Here is an 18,664-nt window from a genome sequence, read left to right as displayed (position 1 = left end):
TTCTCTTTTTGTTCTATGTTCTAGGAACAATCATAGGAGAACAACTGTGACACTTTCCGTTCAATCCGCCCCCGCAAAGCCAGCTTTCGCGCGCTGGTTGCTTGGTCAGATCGATCGCACCGACGAAATTGGAACCCTTGCCAAGGCCGCGAAAGCTGACGCGGCCTTCCCGAAGGAAGGGGACGTTTTGGCGGTGTCAAAACGTCTTAACGCCGTACAGGCTGACAGCGACATGCACGAGGCGCTCGAACAAGCGGAACTCGATTACTATGCGTATTGAGCTGGACGCCCGCGGCACGCTTGCAGCAGTCGCCGCCGATCGCGACGAAACCCTCACCCACCTGTCTCGCATTATCGGACGGGGTGACCGATTTCTTGCAAACTTCGTTCACAAGGGGCGACCGGACAAGCTGCCGGACACGGATCGCGAGTTACTGTCGAAGTATCTCGGCATCGAAAGCCAGCGACTGGCGTAAGGCAGTGCCGATGTTGCCAGTTAGGGTGCGAATGGCTTGCCAGCGCTGCTGCTGCGGCGGGAAAAAGCGGTCCCACTTCGCAAGCCTCCAGCAGCAGCGAATTGGCTCAAAGAATTGGCCGTTTTCTGCCGATGTTCGTGCTCTTGCGACGATACTGACGGAAGTGGGACGTCCGGCGGTCCCACTTCCGCGCCGCGACCGGCATTCGACGGTCCCCAAGGCCGATGCCTCGGCCGGTAAAACGACGGAAATCAGCCAATGAGAAGCTTTTGAGAAGCTACCAAGGGAGTTCGTCGACGTGATGGCGGACTCCGGCTTATCCTGTCTCTGCGTTGTCAATTTTCGGTCCGACTCTAGACATTCGAGAGCGGTGCGCTTTACGGGGTCGCCTATGCCAAAATCACGGTTTCCCGCCAATTTTCCCCCTGATCCCGCAAAATCCCACTTATTCCCGGTTAGTCCAGCCTGTCTTGTCTCCTAACAAGGGGGGTGTCAGCAGACGGACCGCTTGTGGATACCCCCCTCCACCACCGCTTCGCGGCGGTCCCCCTCCCCGCGAGCGGGGAGGAGCTGGATCAAACCGAAAACCGCTCGCGCAATGCCAGCATGGCCAGCGCGGCCTTGGCCGCCTCGCCGCCCTTGTCCTTCTCGTGCCGTTTCGCGCGTGTCAGCGCCTGCGCCTCGTCCTCGACGGTCAGGATGCCGTTGCCGACCGGTACGCCTTCAAGGGCGAGGTTCATGATCCCCCGCGCGCTCTCGTTCGACACCACCTCGAAATGATAGGTTTCGCCGCGAATGATGACGCCCAGCGCCACGAACGCGTCATAGGTTTCGGCGGCATCGGCGATCGCGATGGCGCCGGGCACTTCCAGCGCACCGGGGACGGTAATCGTCTCATGCTCATGCCCCGCCGCCTCGATCGCGGCACGCGCGCCTTCGAGCAGCAGGTCGTTCAGATGGTCGTAGAACCGCGCCTCGACGATCAACACCTTCGCCATATCAACTCTCCATGATCGGCCGTTCGCCGACGATCTTCAGCCCATAGCCATCAAGTCCCACCAGCGTGTGGTGGGTGTTGGTCAGCAGCACCATGTCCTCGACGCCCAGCTCGTTCAGGATCATCGCGCCGACGCCATAGTCGCGCAGTTCCTCCATCTCCGGCACCGGCGCGCCGGTGCGCGCATGGATGGCGAGCGTCAGGCCGTCGGGACGCGGGCGGTTGATGACGACCACCACGCCCGCCCCTTCCTCGGCGATGATCCGCATCGACTTGCGCAGCAGCCCGCCCCGCTCGCCCCCCTCGCCGAACAGGTCGGCGAACGGCGACAGCGCGTGCATCCTGACCAAGGTCGGCTTGCCCGGATCGATCAGCCCCTTGACCAGCGCGACCTGCTCGCTGCCCGTCGCCTTGTTCCAGAAGGTCATGGCGCGCCATTCGCCGCCCCATTCGCTGTCGAACACCGTCTCCGCGCGCTTTTCGACCAGATGGTCGTGGCGGCGGCGATACGCGATCAGGTCGCGGATCGTCCCGATCTTCAAGCCATGGAGCTGCGCGAAGCCGACCAGGTCGTCCATCCGCGCCATGGTGCCGTCCTCGTTCATGATCTCGCAGATCACGCCGGAGGGGTTCAGGCCGGCAAGACGCGACACGTCGACCGCCGCCTCGGTATGGCCGGCGCGCACCAGCACGCCGCCTTCGCGCGCGACCAGTGGGAACACATGGCCCGGCGTCACGATCTCCGACGCGTCCTTCGACGCATCGATCGCGACGGCAATCGTCCGCGCGCGGTCGGCGGCGGAGATACCGGTCGTCACCCCGTCGCGCGCCTCGATCGACACGGTGAAGGCGGTTTCGTGCCGCGTGCCGTTGTTGCGCGCCATCAGGTCGAGGCCGAGCTGCTCGACCCGCCCCTTGGTCATCGCGAGGCAGATCAGCCCGCGCCCGTGCCGCGCCATGAAATTGACCGCATCGGGCGTCGCCATCTGCGCCGGAATGACCAGATCGCCCTCATTCTCGCGATCCTCGTCATCGACCAGGATGAACATCCGCCCGTTGCGGGCTTCGTCGATGATCTCTTCGGGACTGGAGAGAAAGGCGTGGGCGGTACCCGCCAGTTCAGTGTTGGCCACGGACTTGTTCCATTCGCATCAGATAACGGGCGAGGACGTCGATCTCGATATTGACCGACTGCCCCTCGGCAAGGGTCCCGAGCGTCGTCACCGCCTGGGTATGGGGGATCAGGTTGACGGTGAAGCGCGTACCCTCCGCCGTGTCGGTCACGTCGTTGACGGTCAGCGACACCCCGTCGATCGTCACCGAGCCTTTCCCCGCGACGAACGCGCTGAGGCTGCGTGGGATCGCAAAGGTCACGCGGGTCGAATCCTGGTCGGCAACCGTTTCGACCACCTGCCCCACGCCGTCGACATGGCCGGTGACGATATGGCCGCCCAGTTCGTCGCCCAGCTTCAGCGCGCGTTCGAGGTTCAGCGGACGCCCTTCGACCCATTGGTCGGCGGTGCGCGACACGGTTTCGCCCGACACATCGACCGCGAACCAGCCCGGCCCCTTGTCGACCACGGTCAGGCACACGCCCGAACAGGCGATCGATGCCCCCATGTCGATGGTCGTCGTGTCATAGGCGCAACCGATCCGCACCCGCAGGTCGCCCGGTCCCGTAATCGATTCGATGCGCCCTACGTCGCTGACTATTCCGGTGAACACGCTTCGCTTCCACTCCTCATCGGGACCGACCGACTTCCAACCCTCACAGCTTCGTCATTCCCGCGAAGGCGGGAATCCATAGCCGCTGACGGTTCGGCATGATGCGCGCCGCCAGCGTTTATGGATCCCCGCCTTCGCGGGGAATGACGATCGGCCGGCCTACCGCCCGATCCTGACGCGCTCGTAGACCTCCAGCCGGTCGCTGCCAAGCATTCGGGCGTCGTGCAATCGCCAGCGGCCATGCGCCTGTCCCAGGTCGGTCAGCCCGATATCGGGCAGCGTGCGGCCATGACCGATCAGGATCGGCGCGCGGTACAACAGCAGCCGGTCGACCGCGTCGGCGCGCAGGAACGCCGCCGCCGTCGCCGCGCCGCCCTCGACCAGCACATGGTCGCCGGACAGGCCGGGCAACGCCTCGATCGATCCCAGCATGTCGAACCCAGCCAGCGCCGCGCTGTCCACCGACAGCACCACCCGCCGCGGGCTGCGCTCGCTCAAGCCCGGCAACCGGACGTTCAGCGTGGGCCGGTCGATCTCCGCCGTGCCGCGCCCGACCAGAATCGTCTCATGCCGGCTGCGTTCCAGATGACCATGCGCACGCGCCTGTGGTCCGGTGATCCACTGGCTCTGCCCATCGGCCCGCGACACCGCCCCGTCCAGCGACAGCGCGAGCTTGAGCGTCACGAATGGCCGCCCCAGCGACCGCCGCGTCAGGAACCCGGCCATGCTGCGCGCCGCATCCCCGGCACGGACGCCATCGGTCACCTCGATCCCGGCCGCGCGCAGCCGGGCGATTCCCTGTCCATCGGTACGTGGATCGGGATCGGTCAGCGCGACGACGACCCGAGCCACGCCGCTTTCGATCAACAGGTCGGAACAGGCGGGGCCGCGCGGCGAGACATGGGCGCATGGCTCCAGCGTGACATAGGCGGTTGCGCCCCTCGCCCGCTCCCCCGCCTGCGCCAGCGCCGCCGCCTCGGCATGGGGCCGCCCGCCGGCCCGGGTCCAGCCGCGCCCGACGACGCGACCGTCGTTCACGATGACGCAGCCGACATTGGGATTGGGCGCGGTCCGCCCCCGCGTCCGCTCGGCCAGCATCAGCGCCGCGCCCATCCAGCGCGCATCCCCGGCGGCGGACAAGCGGGTCAGATGCCCCAGCTTTTCAGCTTGTCGTCGATCTTCTTCCATTCGGCCTGGCGCGCGGCGCGCTCGCGTTCGAACTCGGCCTCCTCCTTGCGCTGCTTGGCGAGGTCGATCTGCTGCTGGACGATGATCTCTTCGTCGGTGCGGTTTTCGGGCCAGCTTTCGACATAGATGATGTTCGGCTTGTACGCCCGCTCGAAATAGGAATCGTGGACGAACGCCCACCCGATCACCAGCACGACGCAGATCGACGCGAGCAGGAACCACCATTCATGCTTCTCGCGCGCGCGGGCAAAGGCCGCGAAATCGCGAATGGCATGAACCGGTGAGAATAGATGGCGAATCTTCACGGCAACCAAGATAGGCGGCGCAAGGATCAACCGCCAGCCCCTCGAAACCGGACCTTCCCCGACGGTAGCGCGCGGGACATATCCCCAAGATCGACGCCTCGAACCACTGCATCGTCACCCCGGACTTGATCCGGGGTCCCGCTTCCTGTCGACGGTCGTCCGGGGCGGGCCGCTGCTCGATCGCGGCCCGCTCCCGTCCGATGCCGGACCCGTACCCCAAAGGCGTACGGGCCATCCGCCTCAGCGATCCTCCATCGTGAACCGCACGGTCATCTCGCGCCAGCTCTCGACCGCCACCCCGTCGCGGGTCGCGGGACGGAAGCGCCATTTCGACAGCGCGCGCCGCTTCGTCGCATCGAAGAACGCATCGCTCGTCGCGCTGACCGGCTCGACCGCGCTCACCCGGCCGTTGGTACCGACCAGCACCCGCACGACGACCACGCCGTCGCGCGCCTGGTTGCGTTCGAACGCGGGATAGTCGGGCTGGAAATCGGCGCGGTAGCGCGGGTCGACGCTGGCGCTGACCAGCACCGGCAGCGGGCTGGCCACCGTCACCGGGCTGCCGGTTCCCGTACCGCCGGGCGCGGTCATGACCGGGTCGAGCGGCGGCAACGCGGTCGGGATGATGGTCGTCGCGGTCATGGTCGGCCCCTGCACCGGAACCGGCGCGGGCGGGGCATAGATTGGCGGGACCGGCGCGGGATCGGGCAGCGCCTTTTCGACCGGCTTCGGGATGTCGATCGGCGGGGGCGGCGGTTCGATGGGGACGTTGACCGCTTCGATCGGCTTCCACGGATCGATCCGCGTAACCACCGTCGTCGCCGTCAGGACCGCCACGGCCAGCAGGCCGCCATTGATCGCAATCGCAACACCCAAGCCCACCGGGTTCAGGCCACGTTGTCCCTGATATGCCATGCCACCGTCCTTCTCGATTCGTATCTCCCGCCGTCCAGTCGGCTGATGCGATGAGATACCCTATCGGGACCGGTGTAAAGCTGACGTGCGCGTCAGAGTCCGTTTGCAAACTCGCGATAGCGCGCGTTTGAAGGCGGTGCCGGCCCGCTCCCCCACCCGGCCACCCACAGGCTACTCTCGATGGGTGGCCGGGTGGGGGAGCGGGCCGGCACCGCGAAACGTGCTTCAGCACGTTTCCAGACAGCCCCTCAGCCCTTCAGCCGCGCGACCGCCCGTTCGCGCCCGATCAGCGGCAGCAGCGCGGCCATGTCCGGCCCGTGATCCATGCCCGTCAGCGCGCGGCGCAGCGGCAGGAACAGCGCCTTGCCCTTGCGCCCCGTCTCCGCCTTCAGCGCGCCCGTCAGTTCGGCCCAGGGATCGGCCCATGCCAGCCCCGCCGCGATCTCCGCCGCCCGGTCGAGGAACGCGCGGTCCTCCTCCGCCACCGGCAGCGTATCGACCGGCCCGGTCACCACCCGCCACCAGTCGGCGGCGTCCGCCACCCGCTCCAGATTGCCGCGCACCGCATCCCATGCCGCCGCGTCCATCCCCTCGGGCAGCGCGTCCGCCACCCGGTCGAACGGCAACTGGTGGACGATCCGCGCATTGACCTGCGCCAGCTCCCCTTCGTCGAAGCGCGCCGGCGCCCGCCCGAACCGGCCGAAATCGAACGCCGCGACCAGCGGCGCCGGATCGACCACCGCCTCGACCGGATCGCTGGTCCCCAGCCGCGCCAGCAGCGCGACGACCGCTTCCGGCTCGATCCCTTGCTCCCGAATATGCTCGACGCCCAGCGACCCCAGCCGCTTCGACAGCTTGCCCTCGTTGCCGACCAGCAGCGCCTCATGCGCAAAGGCCGGCGGGGTCGCGCCCATCGCGGCAAACATCTGCATCTGCGTCGCGGTATTGGACACATGGTCCTCGCCGCGCACGACATGGGTCACCCCCATATCGGCATCGTCGATCACCGAGGGCAGCAGGTACAGCCACGACCCGTCGGCGCGCCGTACCACCGGGTCGGACAGCAGCGCGCCGTCGAACTTCTGCGGTCCGCGCACCATATCGTCCCACTCGATCGGTTCCGCCTCCAGCCGGAAGCGCCAGTGCGGCCGCCGACCCTCCGCTTCCAGCCGCGCCCGGTCGTCCTCGGTCAGCTTGAGCGCCGCGCGATCATAAACCGGCGGCAGCCCCCGCCCGGCAAGGATCTTGCGCCGCAGGTCCAGCTCCTCGGGCGTTTCATAGGCCGGATAGATGCGTCCGTTCGCCACCATCTCGGCGAACACCGCCTCATAGCGGTCGAACCGCGCCGACTGCCGCTCCTCACCATCCGGGGTCAGCCCCAGCCACGCGAGGTCGCGGCGGATCGCCTCGACGAACCGCTCCTCGCTGCGCTGCGCATCGGTATCGTCGATCCTGAGCAGGAACCGCCCGCCTGCCTTCTTCGCGAACATCCAGTTGTGGAGCGCGGTGCGCAAATTACCGATATGGAGAAAGCCGGTCGGGCTGGGAGCGAAGCGGGTGACGGTCATGGGCGTCGTTTAGGGAGCGCGCGGGGCGGCGGCAACCGCGTCAGCGCCGCGGCAGGCCCGCGTCCGTCAGGATCGCCTCGACCTGCGCCAGTTCCCCCGGTGCAAAGGCCCGCACCGGCAGGAAATAGGCGAGCAGGTCGTTGCTATAGAGCAGCAGCACGTCACGCCCGAGATGCCAGCCGAGCAGTTCGCTCCACGGCAGCGCACTGTCGGCCCGCACGCTCCGTTGCCGGAACCCGGTCGCGTCAAACGCCGTGCGGTGTTCGTGGTGCAGCGTCCGTTGCTGCGCGAACAGCCGGCGGGCGCGGCGGGGCAACAACAGATAATTGATCCCGATGCACGCCGCCAGCCCGCCGCCGCCGCCAGCCGCCCCTCCCAGAGCGATCAGCAACGCCGTCAGCGGCCGATCTCCGGTCGACACTATCAGCAGGAATATTCCCGCTATCATGATGCCAAGCGACAGCGCCGCCCGCCCGGCAAACTTGCGCGACCGCAGCGACCGGGCGAACATCGTCCGCTGGACCGCGACATAATCCTCGGCCGTCGGCGTGAACGTCACTTCGACCATCGTTCATCCCTTCGCGTCACATGGGTTTCACAATTCGTCCGCGCGCTCTATGGCGCTCCCATTCTTTCCATCATGGATACGGGCGCACCCATGAAGCTGCTGGCGGGCAATTCCAACCTTCCCCTGTCGACCGCGATCGCGGACTATCTGGAAATCCCGCTGACCAAGGCCAGCGTGCGGCGCTTCGCCGACGAGGAAATCTTCGTCGAGGTGCTGGAGAATGTGCGCGGCGAGGACGTGTTCGTCGTCCAGTCGACCAGCTATCCGGTCAACGACAATCTGATGGAAATGCTGATCATGATCGACGCGCTGAAGCGTGCGTCGGCGCGTCGCATCACCGCCGTCATCCCCTATTTCGGCTATGCCCGGCAGGACCGCAAACCCGGCCCGCGCACCCCGATCTCGGCCAAGCTGGTCGCCAACATCATCACCGAAGCCGGCGCCGACCGCGTGCTGTGCGTCGATCTCCACGCCGGGCAGATCCAGGGCTTCTTCGATATCCCGACCGACAATCTCTACGGCGCGCCGGTCATGTCGGAGGATATCAAGACGCGCTTCGGCGAACATAATCTGATGGTCGTGTCGCCCGACGTCGGCGGCGTGGTCCGCGCTCGCAGCCTTGCCAAGCGCCTCCACAACGCCCCGCTCGCCATCGTCGACAAGCGTCGCGAGCGCGCCGGCGAATCCGAAGTGATGAACATCATCGGCGATGTCGAGGGCCGCTTCTGCGTCCTGATCGACGATATCGTCGATTCGGCCGGCACGTTGTGCAACGCCGCCGCGGCGCTGAAACAGGCCGGCGCGGTCGGCGTCGTCGCCTATTGCACCCACGGCGTCCTGTCGGGCGGCGCGGTGGCGCGGGTCGAGGCATCGGCGCTCGAGGAACTGGTCATCACCGACTCGATCGGCAACCACGACGTGATCGCGCAGGGGACCAAGATCCGCCACCTGACCATCGCCCCGCTGCTGGCCGAAGCGATCCGCCGCATCGCCGAAGAGGCATCGGTGTCGAGCCTGTTCGACTGAGCCGAACGAACCGGCCCACGTCACCCCGGGCCTGACCCGGGGTCCCGCTTCTACTTCTTCCCCGGCCGAGAGGAAGCAGGACCGCCGTTGCGCGGTGCCGGATTCGATCTAGACCCGTCGCCCCGCGAAGGCTGGGACCGCGAGCGGCTTCTGCCCCGCGCTACCATCGGAAGATTCCGGCCTTCGCTGGGACGACGTCCGGTTCGATAGAGGCTCGACCCCCTTACCCCTCAGCGCGCGGCGCTCTGCGCCCCCTCGATCGCCCGCCGCACCGGTTGCCGCAGCCCCAGCAGGAACGCCAGCTCGGCCACCACGAACAGCGGCCCGACGAACAGGCTCGACAGGTCGTCGACGAACGCCGGTTTGCGGCCTTCGAAATAATGGCCGACGAACTGCAGCGTCCAGCCGACCACGAAACTGCCCAACCCGATGGCCAACCACGCGCCCGTCGACCACAGGGCAACCGCGTTTCCGGCCCATGCGACAAGCGCGAGAAACGCCGCCAGCACCGCACCGAACCCGACATCGATCCGCAGATACAGGATGCCTGCCACGACCGCGACGATCATCATCGGCGTGACGGCCAGCCCCTCGCCCAGCGATATCGCCGGTCGCGACAGCAACACGCCGATGCCGAACAGGATCAGCGGAATGCCGACCATATGCGTCGCGACATTATGCCCGTTGCGATGATATTCGGCATAGGCCGACAATTGCCTGACCAGTCGCGACATCGATCCTCTCTCCCGTCCGCGTGACCGCTGCCGCCGGACGAGTCGTCCGCCCGTGTCGGCAGGGGCATCGGCCGATCCTGTCACGTCCGCGCGGGACAGTCATCTTGCAGCGCAGCGAGCGGCGATCGCGGATCGTCGAAGGCGTCTTGTCCCTGCTTGGACTATGCCATAGCGTGACGGCATTATCCTTTGGGGGAAGGAACACCATCATGCATCCCGGTCAGATCGCAAGCGGGGCACCGATATGGGTCTATGCCCTGCTGGCGGGGCTCATCTTCCTCGGCGTGCGGCGCTTGCGCACGCGCGAAGTGCCGGTCGTGGTGGCGCTGCTACCGTCGATCGCCTTCTTCCTGTGGAGCGTGACCGGCGTCAGCGCCTTTGCCCATCAGGTCGGAACAGCCTCCGCGCTGGGAGCCTGGTTCATCGGCGCTGCGCTGGGTGGCGCGAGCGGCGTGCTGCTGCCCGACCCGCGCGGGCAGCGCTTGCCGGGCGGACGCCTCCGCCAGCCGGGGTCGCCCTTGCCGCTGATCCTCTATCTCGGCGTGTTCGCCGTCCGCTTTGCCTGTGGCGCCTGGGGCGCGATCGTTCCGGCACAGGCGTCGCTCGCCACTGCGATCGGCATTGCGGCGGGGGCGGCGGTGATGGCGCGGCTGCTCGTCGGCGTCGCGCGCTGGCGACCGGTTTCCGCCCTGCCCGCCTGAACGCTCAGACCACCCCGTCCCACACCAGCTTTACCCCCACCGCGATCATCAGCACATAGATCGCGGTATAGAATCGCTGCGCCGACACCCGTCGCACCAGCCACACGCCGGCAACGGTGGAGGCGATCGCCACCGGCAATAAGGCGGCGGACGTGGCGAGGTTCGCCGGCGTGAACTGCCCCAGCGCCAGATAGGCCGGCACTTTCAGCCAGTTGACCGCGCCGAAGAACAGCGCCGTCGTCCCGACCAGCATGTCGCGCGGAAGTTGGCGCGGCAATACCCAGAGCTGGAACGGCGGCTGCCCGGCATGGGCGATCTGGCTGGTAAAGCCCGACGCCACGCCGAACATCGTACCGACCCAGCCCGGCGACGGCCGCGCGTCGGGCAATCCGTGGCGTTCGGTCCATAGCCGCCACAGCCCGAACGCGATGGAAATGCCCCCGACCGCAGCCAGCACCGCCGAAGGTTGCACCGCGCTCGCAAAGCCATAGGCAAGCGCAATGCCGATCCCCGCGCCCGGCAGCATCCATGCGATCACCCGCCAGTCGATCGTCCGTCGGAACGCCCAGATGCCGACCACGTCCTGCACGATCAGGATCGGCAACAGGATCGCCGCCGCGCGCACCGGATCGACCGCCAGTGCCAACATCGGCAGCGACAGCGCGCCCATGCCCGAAAAGCCGCCCTTGGCCAGGCCCAGCATCATCACCGCCGGCACCGCCAGCGCATAGAAATACGGGTCGACGATCACCGCGTCAGTCGCGCCGCTCGTGCAGCGCCTGGGCGATGCGGAACAGCGCCAGCACGCCGACCGCAAGCACCGCGACCAGCGCCAGCACGGCATAGGTCAGCACCGCCAGCCAGTCGGCGACGCTGCGCGTGGCGGCGGCCTGCTTCGCGGTGGCGATGCTCTCTGCCGTCTCAACGCGCGGCGCGCCGGTGGTGAAGGGCGCGGGCGGCGGCAGCGGTGCGCCAGTGCGCGGATCGACCCGTTCGGCGGCGTCGGTGCCAACTTCGGTTCCCGAACGCGACGATCCGCCGCCATTGGTCGACATGGTCGCCACCGCACCGACCATCGCCAGCGTCGCGAAGATCGCGAGCAGCCACGACAGCGCCCTCGCCTGCCACCCGCCGGCGGTCACGGGTGCTGCACGGGGTCGCGGGTCTTCGCGGTCGCCGCGCGCACGCCGGCATTGCCGCGCCGCTTGAGTTCGGCCTTCAGATCCTCGGGCCTGGGCGCCCACAGGAACCCGAAGCTGACCGTGCCATGCTTGCTCTCGACCGCATGGTGCAGCCGGTGGGCGGAGATGATCCGCTTCATATAGCTGGATTTGGGCAGGTAGCGGTGGTTCAGCCGGCGATGGACGATGATATCGTGGAATCCGAAATAGATCGCGCCATAGGCCGCGATCCCCGCGCCGATCCAGATCGTGCCCGGCCACCAGCCCCATTGCACCCCGCCCAGCAGCAGCACGATCGACGGCACCGCGAAGATCGCGGCGTACAGGTCGTTCCACTCCCAATTGCCGTGGCGCGGGCGATGATGGCTGGCATGCAGGAACCAGCCCGGCCCGTGCATCAGCCAGCGATGCGCGACATAGGCGAAGCCTTCCATGAAGATCACGGTGGCGAGGAAGATCAGAATGCCGATGGCCCAGTGCATCGCAGCGATATAGCGGCTCGGCCCTGACATTGCGACGCCTTACCGCCGTCATCGTCCGTGGCGGCCTTACCGGCTGCGCCCGGTGCGAAACGCGGTTGTGCAGCGACCTGCATGGCCTGGCGCATGATCGATGGCTTGCGGATCAATCGGTTGTTGCGCCTGTCCCCCTTGCCGGCCACTCACACATGAGGACAGCCCGACCTACAAAAGCATTTGCGACGCAATCGCATTAATGCGCTTTCGGGCTGGATTTGCTGCCCCGCATGTGCTTTAGCGCGGCAACTTTGCCAACTATCAGGCACCCACCCGAGAGGCGGAAGGCGAATCCATGAACATTCACGAATATCAGGCCAAGGAACTGCTCGCGAAGTTCGGCGTGCCGGTCCCCGCCGGCTTCTCGGCCATGACCGTCGACGAAGCGGTCGAAGCCTCGTCGAAGCTGCCCGGGCCGCTCTACGTCGTGAAGGCGCAGATCCACGCCGGCGGCCGCGGCAAGGGCAAGTTCAAGGAACTCGGCCCCGACGCCAAGGGCGGCGTCCGCCTCGCCAAGACCGCCGACGAAGTCCGTGCCCACGCCACCGACATGCTGGGCAACACGCTGGTCACCATCCAGACCGGCGACGCGGGCAAGCAGGTCAACCGCCTGTATGTGACCGACGGTGTCGACATCGCGAAGGAATTCTACCTCGCGCTGCTCGTCAACCGCGCGACCGGCCGCGTCTCGATGGTCGCCTCGACCGAAGGCGGCATGGATATCGAAACCGTGGCGCATGACACGCCCGAGAAGATTCACTCGATCGACATCGACACCGCGACCGGCTTCATGCCGCACCACGGCCGCGCCGTCGCCGCCGCACTCGAACTGACCGGCGACCTCGCCAAGCAGGCCGCCAGCGTCGCGTCGAAGCTGTATGACGCCTTCCTCGGCACCGATGCCGAGCAGATCGAGATCAACCCGCTCGCCGTCACCGACGACAACAAGCTGGTCGTCCTCGACGCCAAGGTCGGCTTCGACGGTAACGCCATGTTCCGTCACAAGGACCTGTTGGAACTGCGCGACACCACCGAGGAAGACGCGATGGAGCTGGAGGCGTCGAAGTACGACCTGGCGTACATCAAGCTCGACGGCGACATCGGCTGCATGGTCAACGGCGCCGGCCTCGCCATGGCGACGATGGACATCATCAAGCTGAACGGCATGTTCCCGGCCAATTTCCTCGACGTCGGCGGCGGCGCGAACAAGGAAAAGGTGACCGCCGCATTCAAGATCATTCTCGCCGATCCGGCGGTGAAGGGCATCCTCGTCAACATCTTCGGCGGGATCATGAAGTGTGACATCATCGCGGAGGGCATCGTCGCCGCCGCGAAGGAAGTGAACCTGTCGGTGCCGCTGGTCGTCCGCCTCGAAGGCACGAACGTCCAGGCCGGCAAGGACATCCTCGCCAATTCGGGCCTCGCGATCGTTCCGGCGAACGATCTGGGCGATGCCGCCAAGAAGATCGTCGCGGAAGTGCAGAAGGCGGCCTGATCGCCCTTTGCCTGCGACGGATAAAGGGGTCCGGGCGGAAACGTCCGGACCCTTTTTCGTTGGGGTGACAAGGCGATTCGGTCTAGGGTCGCCGCCTGCCGCTACGGCGTCCCGGCCTTTCCGTACCGGACTTGCGAAACCCACGCAGAACCGCCACAGAAACCCGCGATGCCACCGCGCAAAACGTTTTGAGAGGGAGTGCCCATGAAGGTGCTGGTGCCGGTCAAGCGTGTGCTTGATTACAATGTGAAGCCCCGCGTGAAGGCGGACGGGTCGGGTGTCGACCTGGCCAACGTCAAGATGAGCATGAACCCGTTCGACGAGATCGCCGTCGAGGAAGCGATCCGCCTGAAGGAAAAGGGCGTGGCGACCGAGATCGTCGTCGTGTCGATCGGCGAACAGAAGTCGCAGGACACGCTGCGCACTGCCCTTGCCATGGGTGCCGACCGCGCGATCCTGATTACCAGCGAGACCAAGGTCGAGCCGCTGGGCGTCGCCAAGCTGCTGAAGGCGGTGATCGACGAGGAAGCGCCGCAGCTGGTGATCCTTGGCAAACAGGCGATTGACGACGACAACAACCAGACCGGCCAGATGCTCGCCGCGCTGACCGGCTATCCGCAGGGCACCTTCGCCAGCAAGGTCGAGGTCGCCGGCGACAAGGTGAACGTCACCCGCGAGGTCGATGGCGGGCTGGAAACGGTCGCGCTGACGCTGCCGGCGATCGTCACCACCGACCTGCGCCTCAACGAGCCGCGCTACGCCTCGCTGCCCAATATCATGAAGGCGAAGTCGAAGCCGCTGGCGGCCAAGACCGCCGCCGATCTGGGCGTGGACGTCACCCCGCGCCTGACGACGGTAAAGGTCGAGGAACCGGCCAAGCGCCAGGCAGGCGTGAAGGTCGCCGATGTCGACGAACTGGTCGGCAAGCTCAAGACGCTGGGAGTGGTCGCATGAAGACGCTGGTTTGGGTCGAACATGACGGGCAGTCGGTCAAGGACGCGACCTATGCCGCCGTCACCGCCGCTGCGAAGCTGGGCGAGGTCGAACTGCTGGTCGCGGGACAGAGCGTCGATGGCGTGGCACAGGCCGCGTCGCAGATCGCCGGCGTCGCCAAGGTGCTGGTCGCCGACGATGCCGCCTATGCCCATAATCTGGCCGAGAACGTCGCGCCGCTGGTCGTCGAACTGATGGGCAGCCACGACGCGTTCGTCGCGCCGGCCACCACGACCGGCAAGAACGTCGCGCCGCGTGTCGCCGCGCTGCTCGATGTCATGCAGATCAGCGAAATCCTGTCGGTCGAAGGACCGGACAGCTTCACTCGCCCGATCTATGCCGGCAATGCGATCGCCACGGTCAAGACCAGCGATCCCAAGCTGGTACTGACGGTGCGTGGTACCGCGTTCGACAAGGCGGAAGCGACCGGCGGTTCGGCTGCGGTCGAAGCCGTTGCCTCGACCGGGGACAAGGGCGTGTCGAGCTTCGTCGGTGCCGAGATCGCGACGTCGGAGCGGCCCGAGCTGACCAGCGCCAAGATCATCGTCTCCGGCGGTCGGGCGCTCGGGTCGGAAGAGCAGTTCCACGCGCTGATCGATCCGCTCGCCGACAAGCTGAACGCCGCCGTCGGTGCCTCGCGCGCGGCGGTCGATGCCGGCTATGCCCCGAACGACTATCAGGTCGGCCAGACCGGCAAGATCGTCGCCCCCGAAGTTTATATCGCGGTCGGCATTTCGGGCGCGATCCAGCATCTGGCCGGCATGAAGGACTCGAAGGTCATCGTCGCGATCAACAAGGACGAGGATGCGCCGATCTTCCAGGTCGCCGATGTCGGGCTGGTGGGCGATTTGTTTCAGGTGGTCCCGGAGCTGACGCAAAAGCTGTGAGGCGCGCAGCATAGCTGCAAGCCGGTGCGCGAGGGGCAACGCCCCAAGCGCACACAGCGACTGCCGGCCGGCGTCGCCATAGCGACGACCGACGACGCGGGATTTACTCCCGCGTCGGCTTTTTTGGGGCCCTCAATTGGCGAGGGGGCTGACAAAAGGCGGCGGGGAAATACTGCCGTTTCCGTTTGCCCCCCCTCCACCATGCTGCGCATGGTCCCCCTGCCCTGCCGGGGAGGATTTTCGAGCTTCTACTTCACCGCCACCGGCAGCGGCACCGTCGGATCGAGCGGGATCGCCACGCGCTTCGCCCGCTCCTTCTTCGACGGACCGCCCTTCACCCCGCGCACGATGTCGCCGACCAGCTTGCCGACATCCTTGTATTCGCCCGGTTCCTCGCAGCAGCTGCCCGGATCGATCAGCTTGCCGATCGCGCGGATCGCAAACACGCCGCCGCCGATCATATCGACGCCGGTGGTGCAGCCCTCTGACCGGGTAGCACAGGGATCGGCGGCGGCCACTTGCGCACCGCGCCCATCGGCATAGGGATTGGACGCCAGCGGCCGGTCGGGCGGCGTTCGATCGGCAGGCAACGGGATACGCGGATCGCGGGCGCCCTCTCCGCAGACGAGAATCTCGTCGTCCTGCGAATTGCGTCGGCGTGACGCGCAGGGGTCGACCAGGATCGAGATTCGCTCGGGCGGCGCATTGAGCGGCACGGCAGGCGTTGCGGCCTGTCCCAGCAGCATCAGCATGGCATACATCGGCCCGTCTCCCATATCCGTGGCGCATGGCCGATGTCGTGCGTAGCACTTGTCGGGGCTGCGGGCGACGGACTAGCTTGGTAGCCATGATCCTGCCGCTCCTGCTGCTCGCCGCCGCCCAGGCCCCTGCTCCCTCCGCACAGGACCGCGCCCGCGCCGAACGCGTGCTGGAACGTGCGCCGATCATCGACGGGCACAACGACCTGCCCTGGGGCATTCGCGAACATCACCATGCGGCGGTCGAGTCGGTCGACCTGACCAGGGACACCAGCCGGATCGATCCGCCGCTGCAGACCGACCTCGCCCGGCTGAAGCGCGGCCATGTCGGCGGGCAGTTCTGGTCGGTGTGGATCCCGGCGACGACCACCGGGCCGCAGGCGGTCGAGACGACGATCGAGCAGATCGATATCGTCCGCCGGATGATCGGGGCGAACCTGACGCGCATGGCGCTGGCACGCGACGCGGCGGACATGGCGCGGATCGCAAAGAGCGGGCGCATCGCATCGCTGATCGGTGTGGAAGGCGGGCACCAGATCGACGGGCGGCTGTCGGTACTGCGCCAATATTATAATCTCGGCGTACGCTACATGACGCTGACCCATACCAAGAGCGTCGGCTGGGCGGATGCGTCGACCGATGCCCCGCAGGCGAACGGCCTGACCCCGTTCGGGCGGCAGGTGGTGCGCGAGATGAACCGGCTGGGGATGCTGATCGACGTAGCCCATGTGTCCGACGCGACGATGGCGGCGGCGCTGGCGGAATCGAAGGCGCCGGTGATCGCATCGCATTCCAACGCCCGCGCGCTGGCCGACCGCCCGCGCAACATTCCCGACGACCTGCTGCGGCAGATCGGGGCGAAGGGCGGCGTGGTGATGGTCAACGCCTATCCCGCCTTCCTGTCGGCACAGTGGAACGAATGGGACAACCGGCGCGGTGTCTTTGCGAAGGCGCAAGGACTGCCGAGCAACCTCTATAACGCACAGGCACCGGCGGCGATGAAGGCATGGGAAGCGGCGAACCCCGCGCCGCGGGTGACGGCGGCGACGATGGCCGACCATGTCGAGCATATAGCGAAGGTCGCGGGCCGCGGCGCAGTCGGGATCGGCGGCGACTATGACGGCATTTCCGGCACCGGCCCCGAAGGAATGGGCGGCGTCGACGGCTATCCGCTGCTGTTCGCCGAACTGGCGCGGCGCGGGTGGAGCGATGCCGATCTGGCGGCGCTTGCGCAGGGCAATGTGCTGCGCGTGCTGGGACAGGCCGAAGCGGTGGCGAAGACGATGGCCGGGCAGCGCCCGGTCGATGCCACCTACCCCTGAACCCGCTTCCGCTTCGGCGCGAACCGCAGCAGCGCCGCACCGAGCAACGCCGAGAGCAGCGAACCCGCCAGCACGCCGATCTTCACCTGATCGATCGCCGCCGCATCGCCGGCAAAGGCAAGGCCGCCGATGAACAGGCTCATGGTGAAGCCGATTCCGGCCAGTGCGGCGACGCCCCATAGCTGCATCCAGTTGGCATCGCCCGGCCGGCACGACAGCCCGGTTCGCACCGCCAGCCAGATCGCGCCCAGCACGCCCACCTGCTTGCCGACGAACAGGCCGACCGCGACCGCCAGCGGCAGCGGCGCCCACAGGATCGACAGCGGCACGCCGGTGACCGCGACCCCGGCATTCACGAAGCCGAAGACCGGCACCACGCCGAACGCGACCCAGGGATGAATCGCATGTTCCAGCCGGTGCAGCGGCGAATCGGCGGCTTCGGGCGCGCCGGGCGTCGGCTTCACCGGAATGGTCATCGCCGCCAATACGCCGGCAACGGTCGCGTGGATGCCCGACAGGAACACGAAATACCACAAGGGCAAGGCGAGGAGCAGATAGGGTGCCAGCCGCGTAACGCCTGCGCGGTTGAGCGCGACCAGCATCGCCAGCACCAGCGCCGCGCCGCCCAGCGCCATCAGGTCGAGTCCGCTGGTATAGCCAAGCGCGATGATCGCCACCGCCCCCATATCGTCGACGATGGCAAGGGTGGTCAGGAACAGTTTCAGTGCCGCCGGCACACGCGGACCCAGCAGCGCCATCACCCCGACGGCAAAGGCGATATCGGTCGCCGCCGGAATCGCCCAGCCGCGTGCGATGCCCGGCGTCGATCGCGCTACCAGCAGGTAGAGGATCGCCGGAACCGCCATGCCGGCAATGGCGGCGATCACCGGCAGGCGGCGCTGCTCCCACGTCGCCAGCCGCCCGTCGACCAGCTCGCGCTTGATCTCCAGCCCGACGAGCAGGAAGAACAACGCCATCGCCGCGTCGTTGACCCACAGGTGCAGCGTCATCGGCCCGGCATGGTCGCTCAGCACCGGGCCGGTCACGATGTGCAGCGCGTCGAAATAGGCGGTCGCGGTGCCCGGCAGATTGGCGAGCAGCAGCGCGGCGGCCGATGCGAGCATCAGGACGATACCGCCCGATGCCTCACCATGGAGGAACGCGCGGAGCATGGAACGGGGGCGGGTCATGGTGTCGGCCTTACCCGATCCTCTCCGATACAGGGAGGGAAACCCGCAAAACTGGAGTGGGTTAATCTACCTACCACCGCTTCACGGCGGCGCGCCCCCCCGTGCCGAGGAGGATTCTCA

22 protein-coding genes are annotated in these 18,664 nt (G+C 67.0%); 8 read left to right on the top strand and 14 right to left on the bottom strand.

The features are described from left to right. Window positions 1–46 precede the first annotated feature (46 nt). Together MF609_RS04320 and MF609_RS04315 are read left to right on the top strand one after the other, a co-directional pair. A complete protein-coding gene (locus MF609_RS04320; protein ID WP_242415050.1) occupies window positions 47–280 on the top strand; it encodes a YozE family protein in 234 nt (77 codons plus the stop codon). After that, window positions 270–476: a hypothetical protein gene (locus tag MF609_RS04315; RefSeq protein ID WP_242415049.1), complete on the top strand. Its 207-nt coding sequence runs from the start codon at window positions 270–272 to the stop codon at window positions 474–476. Before MF609_RS04320 ends, MF609_RS04315 begins: the two co-directional genes overlap by 11 nt. Window positions 477–1,051: 575 nt before the next feature. Here MF609_RS04315 and ribH read toward each other — a convergent pair. From ribH to MF609_RS04275, 8 genes are all read right to left on the bottom strand, one after another. Then, window positions 1,052–1,474: a 6,7-dimethyl-8-ribityllumazine synthase gene (gene ribH, locus MF609_RS04310; protein ID WP_242415048.1), complete on the bottom strand. Its 423-nt coding sequence runs from the start codon at window positions 1,472–1,474 to the stop codon at window positions 1,052–1,054. A gap of 1 nt (window position 1,475) precedes the next feature. Continuing rightward, window positions 1,476–2,606 (bottom strand): 3,4-dihydroxy-2-butanone-4-phosphate synthase, encoded by a 1,131-nt coding sequence (ribB, locus tag MF609_RS04305; protein WP_242415047.1) that lies wholly within the window; start codon window positions 2,604–2,606, stop codon window positions 1,476–1,478. Next, window positions 2,593–3,198 (bottom strand): riboflavin synthase, encoded by a 606-nt coding sequence (locus MF609_RS04300; protein WP_242415046.1) that lies wholly within the window; start codon window positions 3,196–3,198, stop codon window positions 2,593–2,595. The genes ribB and MF609_RS04300 overlap by 14 nt, the downstream gene beginning before the upstream one ends. Window positions 3,199–3,357: 159 nt before the next feature. Beyond that, a complete protein-coding gene (ribD, locus tag MF609_RS04295) occupies window positions 3,358–4,311 on the bottom strand; it encodes a bifunctional diaminohydroxyphosphoribosylaminopyrimidine deaminase/5-amino-6-(5-phosphoribosylamino)uracil reductase RibD (RefSeq protein WP_242415182.1) in 954 nt (317 codons plus the stop codon). Between the two features lie 32 nt (window positions 4,312–4,343). Beyond that, complete coding sequence (locus tag MF609_RS04290; protein WP_242415045.1) at window positions 4,344–4,691, bottom strand: hypothetical protein; 348 nt, start codon at window positions 4,689–4,691, stop codon at window positions 4,344–4,346. Window positions 4,692–4,931: 240 nt separating this feature from the next. Then, window positions 4,932–5,606 (bottom strand): TonB family protein, encoded by a 675-nt coding sequence (locus tag MF609_RS04285; RefSeq protein ID WP_242415044.1) that lies wholly within the window; start codon window positions 5,604–5,606, stop codon window positions 4,932–4,934. A 248-nt stretch (window positions 5,607–5,854) separates the two neighbouring features. Continuing rightward, the gene (gene gltX / locus MF609_RS04280; RefSeq protein ID WP_242415043.1) at window positions 5,855–7,174 is read right to left on the bottom strand and encodes a glutamate--tRNA ligase; all 1,320 of its coding nucleotides are present in this window, start codon (window positions 7,172–7,174) and stop codon (window positions 5,855–5,857) included. A 40-nt stretch (window positions 7,175–7,214) separates the two neighbouring features. Beyond that, entirely contained in the window at window positions 7,215–7,742 is a 528-nt protein-coding gene (locus tag MF609_RS04275; protein WP_242415042.1) for a YcxB family protein, read from the bottom strand. Between the two features lie 90 nt (window positions 7,743–7,832). Between MF609_RS04275 and MF609_RS04270 the strand changes: the two genes are divergently transcribed. Continuing rightward, window positions 7,833–8,768, top strand: a complete 936-nt coding sequence (locus MF609_RS04270) for a ribose-phosphate pyrophosphokinase (RefSeq protein WP_242415041.1) — start codon at window positions 7,833–7,835, stop codon at window positions 8,766–8,768. 230 nt (window positions 8,769–8,998) lie between these two features. Here the strand turns inward: MF609_RS04270 and MF609_RS04265 are convergent, their stop codons facing one another. Beyond that, window positions 8,999–9,502: an Mpo1 family 2-hydroxy fatty acid dioxygenase gene (locus tag MF609_RS04265; RefSeq protein ID WP_242415040.1), complete on the bottom strand. Its 504-nt coding sequence runs from the start codon at window positions 9,500–9,502 to the stop codon at window positions 8,999–9,001. Window positions 9,503–9,711: 209 nt separating this feature from the next. Here MF609_RS04265 and MF609_RS04260 point away from each other — a divergent pair, with 209 nt between their 5' ends. Further along, window positions 9,712–10,203, top strand: a complete 492-nt coding sequence (locus MF609_RS04260; RefSeq protein WP_242415039.1) for a DUF6622 family protein — start codon at window positions 9,712–9,714, stop codon at window positions 10,201–10,203. A 4-nt stretch (window positions 10,204–10,207) separates the two neighbouring features. Here the strand turns inward: MF609_RS04260 and MF609_RS04255 are convergent, their stop codons facing one another. Genes MF609_RS04255 through MF609_RS04245 form a run of 3 tightly spaced genes read right to left on the bottom strand, consistent with a single transcriptional unit; the run spans window position 10,208 to window position 11,866 of the window. Beyond that, complete coding sequence (locus MF609_RS04255) at window positions 10,208–10,954, bottom strand: sulfite exporter TauE/SafE family protein (protein WP_419723050.1); 747 nt, start codon at window positions 10,952–10,954, stop codon at window positions 10,208–10,210. Window positions 10,955–10,958: 4 nt separating this feature from the next. Continuing rightward, window positions 10,959–11,345: a hypothetical protein gene (locus MF609_RS04250; RefSeq protein ID WP_242415038.1), complete on the bottom strand. Its 387-nt coding sequence runs from the start codon at window positions 11,343–11,345 to the stop codon at window positions 10,959–10,961. Continuing rightward, window positions 11,342–11,866 carry a sterol desaturase family protein gene (locus MF609_RS04245; RefSeq protein WP_419723054.1) on the bottom strand — a complete coding sequence of 175 codons (525 nt, stop codon included), beginning with the start codon at window positions 11,864–11,866 and terminating at the stop codon, window positions 11,342–11,344. The genes MF609_RS04250 and MF609_RS04245 overlap by 4 nt, the downstream gene beginning before the upstream one ends. A gap of 328 nt (window positions 11,867–12,194) precedes the next feature. On the opposite strand from MF609_RS04245, the gene sucC reads away from it, so the two are divergent. The 3 genes from sucC to MF609_RS04230 all read left to right on the top strand — a co-directional run bounded on the left by sucC (window position 12,195) and on the right by MF609_RS04230 (window position 15,274). After that, complete coding sequence (gene sucC, locus MF609_RS04240; RefSeq protein ID WP_242415036.1) at window positions 12,195–13,394, top strand: ADP-forming succinate--CoA ligase subunit beta; 1,200 nt, start codon at window positions 12,195–12,197, stop codon at window positions 13,392–13,394. 204 nt (window positions 13,395–13,598) lie between these two features. Next, entirely contained in the window at window positions 13,599–14,348 is a 750-nt protein-coding gene (locus tag MF609_RS04235; protein WP_242415035.1) for an electron transfer flavoprotein subunit beta/FixA family protein, read from the top strand. Next, window positions 14,345–15,274, top strand: coding sequence for an electron transfer flavoprotein subunit alpha/FixB family protein (locus tag MF609_RS04230; RefSeq protein ID WP_242415034.1), 930 nt, complete (start codon window positions 14,345–14,347; stop codon window positions 15,272–15,274). Before MF609_RS04235 ends, MF609_RS04230 begins: the two co-directional genes overlap by 4 nt. A gap of 248 nt (window positions 15,275–15,522) precedes the next feature. Here the strand turns inward: MF609_RS04230 and MF609_RS04225 are convergent, their stop codons facing one another. Beyond that, complete coding sequence (locus tag MF609_RS04225) at window positions 15,523–16,035, bottom strand: hypothetical protein (protein ID WP_242415033.1); 513 nt, start codon at window positions 16,033–16,035, stop codon at window positions 15,523–15,525. Between the two features lie 86 nt (window positions 16,036–16,121). Between MF609_RS04225 and MF609_RS04220 the strand changes: the two genes are divergently transcribed. After that, window positions 16,122–17,354 carry a dipeptidase gene (locus MF609_RS04220; protein WP_242415032.1) on the top strand — a complete coding sequence of 411 codons (1,233 nt, stop codon included), beginning with the start codon at window positions 16,122–16,124 and terminating at the stop codon, window positions 17,352–17,354. Here the strand turns inward: MF609_RS04220 and nhaA are convergent. After that, window positions 17,345–18,544 carry a Na+/H+ antiporter NhaA gene (nhaA, locus tag MF609_RS04215; RefSeq protein ID WP_242415031.1) on the bottom strand — a complete coding sequence of 400 codons (1,200 nt, stop codon included), beginning with the start codon at window positions 18,542–18,544 and terminating at the stop codon, window positions 17,345–17,347. The two genes, MF609_RS04220 and nhaA, sit on opposite strands and share 10 nt — an antisense overlap. Between the last annotated feature and the right edge of the window lie 120 nt (window positions 18,545–18,664).

The sequence above is a fragment of the Sphingomonas panni genome, assembly GCF_022664435.1.
Taxonomy (GTDB): domain Bacteria; phylum Pseudomonadota; class Alphaproteobacteria; order Sphingomonadales; family Sphingomonadaceae; genus Sphingomonas; species Sphingomonas panni.
This window is presented reverse-complemented; position numbering and strand designations above follow the sequence as displayed.